Source organism: Phenylobacterium sp. (genome assembly GCF_044371015.1).
GTDB lineage: Bacteria > Pseudomonadota > Alphaproteobacteria > Caulobacterales > Caulobacteraceae > Phenylobacterium.
Genome location: NZ_JBILUK010000179.1, coordinates 1 through 6,533, shown reverse-complemented (window position 1 = coordinate 6,533; position 6,533 = coordinate 1). Strand labels below are relative to the sequence as shown.

Sequence of the window (6,533 nt, the reverse complement as noted above, 5' to 3'; positions counted from 1 at the left end):
GCCTCACGATCCGGATTGATGTCGACACCGACGATCTGCGCCGCGCCCACCAGCTTCAGACCCTGGATCACGTTGAGCCCGATGCCGCCGAGGCCGAAGACGATGCAGTTCGCCCCCGCCTCGACCTGGGCGGTGTTGACCACCGCGCCGACGCCCGTGGTCACCCCGCAGCCGACATAGCAAGCGGTGTCGAAGGGGGCGTCCTTGCGGATCCTGGCCACGGCGATTTCGGGCAGCACCGTGTGGTTCGAAAAGGTCGAACAGCCCATGTAGTGATGGATCATCCGGCCCTTGTAGGAAAACCGGCTCGACCCGTCGGGCATCAGACCCTTGCCCTGTGTGCCCCGGATGGCGGTGCAGAGGTTGGTCTTCCGCGACAGGCAGCTTTTGCACTGGCGGCATTCGGGCGTGTAGAGCGGGATCACGTGATCGCCGGGCGCCACGCTGGTCACCCCAGGGCCCACCTCCACAACCACCCCTGCGCCCTCATGCCCCAGGATCGAGGGGAACAGGCCCTCCGAATCCAGGCCGTCCAGCGTGTAGGCGTCAGTGTGGCAGACGCCGCTGGCCTTGATCTCCACCAGCACCTCGCCGGCGCGCGGCCCCTCCAGGTCGACCTCGACGATCTCAAGCGGCCTCTTGGCCTCGAATGCGACAGCGGCGCGGGTCTTCATCGTCTCTCTCCCCCAGGCGAAGCAGGCGTGGCAACATCCCTCGCCGAACCGGACAAGGAAAGCCTCCGATGAGCCTCGCCGTAACCTCGCCTGGCCCGGTTCCTCATCCGTGGAGCGCCGGCTTTGTGTGGCGGGACGCCGCGCCCGCTCTGCGCCGCCGGCTCTCACTTGGGGAAATCGCTCAGTACAATCGCGATGGCTTCGTGGTGGTGCGAGACGCCTTCACCGCGGAAGAGATCGCCGCCGTCGCCGCCGAAATCGACCCGTTCGAAGCGGCCCACGTGGCGTTCGCCCGCGGGCGCGGCGGCAAGGTGCGGCTGACCGACGCCGACGCCATCACCTTCACCCTGCACCTCGTGGCCAGGTCTGCAGCGCTCCGGGCCTTCGCCGCCCACCGGACGATCGCCGACATCTGCCACGACCTGATCGGTCCGGACGTGCGGCTCTATTGGGATCAGGCGGTCTACAAGAAGCCTGAGAAGCCGCAGGAATTCCCCTGGCACCAGGACAACGGCTATTCCTTCGTCGAGCCCCAGCAGTACCTCACGCTGTGGACGCCGTTGGTCGACGTCGACGAGACGAACGGCTGTCCGTGGATCGCGCCCGGCCTGCATCGGCTGGGCACGCTGAACCATCGCGCCACTGAGATCGGCCTCGTCTGCCTGGATGAGGCGCCGGACGCAGTCGCGGCGCCCGCTCGGATCGGCGACGTTGTCGTGTTTTCATCGCTGGCGCCGCATCGGACAGGTCCAAACCTGCGCGCCGGGGAAGTGCGCAAGGCCTACATCCTGCAATACGCCCCCGACGGCGCCGTAGTCCGCACCGCCGAAGGCGCCCGCATTCCCCAGACCGACCCTGATCGTCAGTTCCCCATCCTGGGGAGCCGAGGGGCCTGACGCTCGTCAATGGCGTTAGAGCTTTCGCTGGCGGAGAGGGAGGGATTCGAACCCTCGATACCCTTGCGAGTATGCCGCATTTCGAGTGCGGTGCTTTCAACCACTCAGCCACCTCTCCGACGGGCTGCGCGGCGCTCCTCGTGAGGGGCGCCGGCTGAGCGAGCGGGGGAACTAGCTTATCCGGTCCGGCTCGGCAAGGTCGCGCGCGCCTAGGCCCGCAGCCGCCAGCCGGTGCGGAAGATCCAGGCCACGGCGATCAGGCAGGCCCCGAGCACGCCAAGCGTGGCCGCAAGGCTGATCCCGACGCTTACGTCGGACACGCCGTAGAAGCTCCAGCGGAAGCCGGAGACCAGATAGACCACGGGATTGAACAGCGCGATCGTCTTCCAGACCCCGGGCAACATGTCGATGGAGTAGAAACTCCCGCCCAGAAAGGTCAGCGGCGTGATCACCAGCATCGGGATGATCGAGAGTTTCTCCCAACCGTCCGCCCAGATGCCAGTGAGGAAGCCGAACAGGCTGAAGGTCACCGAAGTCAGGATCAGGAAGGCCAGCATCACCAGCGGCTGCTGTATCTCGTAGGGCACGAAGAGCCGCGCGGTCGCCAGGATCACCAGGCCCAGCACCACCGACTTGGTGGCCGCCGCGCCGACGTAGCCCAACACGATCTCGACGGTGGAGATCGGCGCCGACAGCACCTCGTAGATCGTGCCGGCGAACTTGGGCATGTAGATGCCGAACGAGCCGTTGGAGATGCTCTCGGTCAGGATCGACAGCATGAGCAGGCCCGGCACGATGAAGGCGCCGTAGCTGACCCCTTCGATGGTCGGCATTCTGCTGCCGATCGCCGCCCCGAACACGATGAAATAGAGCGACGTGGTGATCACCGGAGCCGCCACGCTCTGCACGATGGTGCGCAGCCAGCGGCTCATCTCGAACACATAGATCGCGCGGATGGCGTGGAGGTTCATGGCCGGCTCCGCACGAGGCTGACAAAGATGTCCTCCAGGCTGCTCTCTTCGGTGCGCAGGTCCTTGAAGTCGATGCCGCGCTCGGCCAGCCGCTTGAGGAGCTCGGCGATGCCGGTGGCCTCGGCCTGGGTGTCGAAGGCGTAGATGAGCTCGGCGCCGCCGGACGAAAGTTCCAGGTCGAAGCCGTCGAGATCCGGCGGCGTAGCCGCCAGCGGCTCCTGCAGCTGAAGGATCAGGCGCTTCTGGCCGAGCTTGCGCATCAGGGCGCTCTTCTCTTCGACCAGCATCAGCTCGCCCCTCGAGATCACGCCGATCCGATCGGCCATGTCCTCGGCTTCCTCGATGTAGTGGGTGGTGAGAATGATGGTGACGCCGCCGTCGCGGAGAGCCCGCACCATCTGCCACATGTCGCGGCGCAGCTCGACATCGACGCCGGCGGTGGGCTCATCCAGGAACAGGATCTGCGGTTCGTGGCTGAGCGCCTTGGCGATCATCACGCGCCGCTTCATGCCGCCCGAGAGCGCCATGATCTTCTCGGAACGCTTGTCCCAGAGCGAGAGGTCCTTCAGCACCTTTTCCAGATGCGCCGGATTGGGCGGCTTGCCGAACAGGCCCCGGGAGAACTTCACCGTGTCCCAGACTGTCTCGAAGGCGTCGGTGGAGATTTCCTGCGGCACCAGACCGATTCTGGAGCGCGCGGCGCGGAAGTCGCGGGCGATGTCGTGGCCGTCCACCGCCACCCGGCCCCCTGTCGCTCTCACCAGGCCGCAGACGATGCCGATGAGGGTGGTCTTGCCTGCGCCATTGGGCCCCAGCAGCGCGAAGATCTCGCCCCGCCGGATGGCTAGGTCCACGCCCTTCAGCGCCTGGAAGCCGCCGGCATAGGTCTTGGACAGACCTTCGATGGTGATGATCGGATCGGTCACGCACTCTCCCCGCGCCTGGGTAGCCCGGCGGCGGTCATCGAACCAGCCCGCGACACATCACATAAGGATTTCTTTATATGATCCTTGTGCTGGCGGCGGCGGGCGGCTATGAGGCCGCCATACAGACCCTCCGCCAGGACATCCCGATGACCGACTATCTGGTGAAAGACCTCTCCCTCGCCGACTGGGGCCGCAAGGAGATCGAGATCGCCGAGACCGAGATGCCCGGCCTGATGGCCGTGCGCGCCGAGTATGGAGCTGAGCAGCCGCTGAAGGGCGCGCGCATCGCCGGCTCGCTCCACATGACCATCCAGACCGCTGTGCTGATCGAGACGCTGCAGGCGCTGGGCGCGGAAGTCCGCTGGGCCTCGTGCAACATCTTCTCGACCCAGGATCACGCCGCCGCGGCCATCGCGGCCAAGGGGACGCCTGTGTTCGCCACCAAGGGCGAAACACTGATGGAGTACTGGGATTACGCCCACCGCATCTTCGAATGGCATGACGGCGGCTATCCCAACCTGATCCTCGACGATGGCGGCGACGCCACGCTGCTTTGCGTGCTGGGGCCCAAGGCCGAGAAGGATCCGAGCGTGCTCTCGAATCCGCAGAACGAGGAGGAGGAAGCCCTCTATGCGGTGATGAAGCGCTATCTGAAGGAGAAGCCGGGCTTCTACTCGGCGATCCGTGACGCCTGCAAAGGCGTGTCGGAAGAGACCACCACGGGTGTTCACCGCCTGTATCAGATGCATGAGCGCGGCGAGCTGCCGTTCCCGGCCATCAACGTCAACGACAGCGTGACCAAGTCGAAGTTCGACAACCTCTATGGCTGCCGCGAGAGCCTTGTGGACGCCATCCGCCGGGGCACCGACGTGATGCTGGCCGGCAAGGTCGCGGTGGTGCTGGGCTATGGCGATGTGGGCAAGGGCTCGGCCGCGAGCCTGCGTAATGGCGGCGCGCGGGTGATGGTCACCGAGGTCGATCCGATCTGCGCCCTGCAGGCGGCGATGGAAGGCTATGAGGTCGTCACCATGGAAGATGCGGCCGACAAGGGCGACATCTTCTGCACGGCGACCGGCAACAAGGACGTCCTCACGGTCGACCACATGCGGGCGATGAAGAACAACGCCATCGTCTGCAACATCGGTCACTTCGACAGCGAGATTCAGATCGCCGGCCTGAAGAACTTCAAGTGGGACGAGATCAAGCCGCAGGTCCACCACGTGGAATTCCCGGACGGCAAGAAGATCATCGTGCTGTCGGAAGGCCGCCTGGTGAACCTTGGTAACGCCACCGGCCACCCGAGTTTCGTGATGAGCGCCAGCTTCACCAACCAGACGCTGGCCCAGATCGAGCTCTGGAAGAACGGCGCGGGGTACAGTGTCGGCGTCCACGTCCTGCCCAAGCACCTCGACGAGAAGGTGGCCATGCTGCATCTCGCCAAGCTGGGCGCGAAGCTGACGGTGCTCTCCAAGGACCAGGCCGACTATATCGGCGTGCCGCAACAGGGCCCGTTCAAGCCGGACCACTACCGCTACTGAGGCGGCGGGCGGCGCAACGCCGCGCGCCCATCCGCCTTGACGCCCGGCCCTCAGGAGGCGCGAACTGCGTCCCGGAGGAACCGTCATGACCCAGCCGAAGATCGAGGTGATCGAGTACACCGACGCCGTCTGCTCCACCGCCTGGGGGGCGGAGCCGCTATTGCGCAAGCTGGACTGGCGCTACGGCGAGCATCTGGTCTGGCGCAAGGTGATGGGCGGGCTGGTCGGCGACGCCAGCACAGGCAAGGAGAGCTGGGACCGGATCAGCGCCGCCGAGCCGATGCGCAAGTACTGGAAACGGGTCTGGCATCTGACCGGCATGCCCTATCCCAACCCGATGAAGTTGATGCTGCAGTCCACCGATCCCCTGGGCGCGGCGGTGAAGGCGGCCGAACTCCAGGGGCAGGACGTGGCGCATGCGGTGCTGCGCCGGTTCCGGGAACGGATTTTCGTCGACGGCATAGGCCCGCAGACGGCCGACGAGTTCGAGGCGGCGACCCTTGGCGTTCCGGGCCTGGACCACGCGCGCTGGCGGGTCGATCAGGCCCGGCCGGAAGTCGCCGACGCCTATCGCGCCGACTGGGAAGAATGCCGGGCGCCCAACGACTACGTGCGCAACCTCAAGCACGACAGCCCGATGAATGGTGAGCTCAAGCACTCCGAGGGCCACGACCGCTACGCTTATCCGACGATCATCTTCCGCGGCGGCGCGGCCGGCGACCAGACCGTGGCCGGCTGGGTGACCTACGAGGAGTATGAGGCGGGCCTTGAGGCCGCCCTGCCGGGCGTCACCGCCAGCCCGCGCCTCGACCCCACCCCCGCAGAGGCGTTCGCCCGCTGGCCCATGCTGACCGGCCAGGAGTTCGCCTTCCTTTGCGGTGAAGGCGCCAAGCTTCCGGCGGATACAATGACGCACGATTGGGGCGATGGCCTCGTCTACTACAGCGCCGATGAAGCCCGGCGGCGAGGCCTGGGCGCAAAGGCCCTGGCGGCGGAGTAGCCGGTGGGCCGCGCCCTCCCTTTACCCCCTGGCTCCTGACCGTTAACGCCAGCGGATGGCGCTCGCGCTCATCCTGTCGTCCTTCGTCGCCGCCAGTCGCATCGGCGGCGCGGCGCAGCAGTATGTTCTGGCGGCGCACCGGATTGACCCGGTGCTTGCGCCCACCGCCATGTTCGGCCGCACGCCGGCGCGGGGCGGCAAGGGCGAAGTGACGCCGCCCGACGTATTTCGCCGGATGCTGGGGGATATCGAAGCCGACGCGGTGTTCGGCCTCGTGGACCTTATCCTCACCGGCCATTTCTCTGATCCCGAGCAGGTGGAGATCGCCGCCGGACTGATCGAGCGCGCGCGGGTTGGCGACACCGGGCGGCCGATGATCGTGGTCGATCCGGTGCTGGGCGATGCGCCGGGCGGACTCTATGTCTCTGAAGCCGTGGCGCGGGCGGTGGCCGCCCGGCTCGTTCCGCTGGCTGACTGGATCACCCCCAACCTCTGGGAGCTGGCGAAACTGTCCGGGCGTGAGATCAC

The 6,533-nt window shown here is 66.4% G+C and carries 7 protein-coding genes and 1 tRNA gene; 4 read left to right on the top strand and 4 right to left on the bottom strand.

Annotation, left to right across the window (positions count from 1 at the left end):
• A partial coding sequence (locus ACIQ3R_RS13495) for an alcohol dehydrogenase catalytic domain-containing protein (protein WP_397419339.1) occupies positions 1 to 674 on the bottom strand: 674 nt, incomplete at its 3' end.
• 68 nt (positions 675 to 742) lie between these two features.
• On the opposite strand from ACIQ3R_RS13495, the gene ACIQ3R_RS13490 reads away from it, so the two are divergent.
• On the top strand, positions 743 to 1,570 hold the full coding sequence (locus ACIQ3R_RS13490; protein ID WP_397419337.1) for a phytanoyl-CoA dioxygenase family protein: 828 nt from the start codon (positions 743 to 745) through the stop codon (positions 1,568 to 1,570).
• Between the two features lie 28 nt (positions 1,571 to 1,598).
• On the opposite strand, the gene ACIQ3R_RS13485 is transcribed toward ACIQ3R_RS13490, so the two are convergent.
• From ACIQ3R_RS13485 to ACIQ3R_RS13475, 3 genes are all read right to left on the bottom strand, one after another.
• A tRNA-Ser gene (locus tag ACIQ3R_RS13485) sits at positions 1,599 to 1,688 on the bottom strand.
• Positions 1,689 to 1,779: 91 nt separating this feature from the next.
• Complete coding sequence (locus ACIQ3R_RS13480; protein ID WP_397419335.1) at positions 1,780 to 2,541, bottom strand: ABC transporter permease; 762 nt, start codon at positions 2,539 to 2,541, stop codon at positions 1,780 to 1,782.
• Positions 2,538 to 3,467 carry an ABC transporter ATP-binding protein gene (locus ACIQ3R_RS13475; protein WP_397419333.1) on the bottom strand — a complete coding sequence of 310 codons (930 nt, stop codon included), beginning with the start codon at positions 3,465 to 3,467 and terminating at the stop codon, positions 2,538 to 2,540. The genes ACIQ3R_RS13480 and ACIQ3R_RS13475 overlap by 4 nt, the downstream gene beginning before the upstream one ends.
• A 146-nt stretch (positions 3,468 to 3,613) precedes the next feature.
• On the opposite strand from ACIQ3R_RS13475, the gene ahcY reads away from it, so the two are divergent.
• The 3 genes from ahcY to ACIQ3R_RS13460 all read left to right on the top strand — a co-directional run.
• Entirely contained in the window at positions 3,614 to 5,005 is a 1,392-nt protein-coding gene (gene ahcY / locus ACIQ3R_RS13470; protein WP_397419341.1) for an adenosylhomocysteinase, read from the top strand.
• An 85-nt stretch (positions 5,006 to 5,090) separates the two neighbouring features.
• Positions 5,091 to 6,005 (top strand): DsbA family protein, encoded by a 915-nt coding sequence (locus tag ACIQ3R_RS13465; RefSeq protein WP_397419331.1) that lies wholly within the window; start codon positions 5,091 to 5,093, stop codon positions 6,003 to 6,005.
• Positions 6,006 to 6,060: 55 nt separating this feature from the next.
• The coding region (locus ACIQ3R_RS13460; protein WP_397419329.1) for a bifunctional hydroxymethylpyrimidine kinase/phosphomethylpyrimidine kinase at positions 6,061 to 6,533 on the top strand (473 nt) is incomplete at its 3' end.

Coding starts and splice junctions, on each gene's coding strand:
- ACIQ3R_RS13490 (WP_397419337.1), top strand. CDS start 743: ATGAGCCTCGCCGTAACCTCGCCTGGCCCGGTTCCTCATCCGTGGAGC.
- ACIQ3R_RS13480 (WP_397419335.1), bottom strand. CDS start 2,541: ATGAACCTCCACGCCATCCGCGCGATCTATGTGTTCGAGATGAGCCGC.
- ahcY (WP_397419341.1), top strand. CDS start 3,614: ATGACCGACTATCTGGTGAAAGACCTCTCCCTCGCCGACTGGGGCCGC.
- ACIQ3R_RS13465 (WP_397419331.1), top strand. CDS start 5,091: ATGACCCAGCCGAAGATCGAGGTGATCGAGTACACCGACGCCGTCTGC.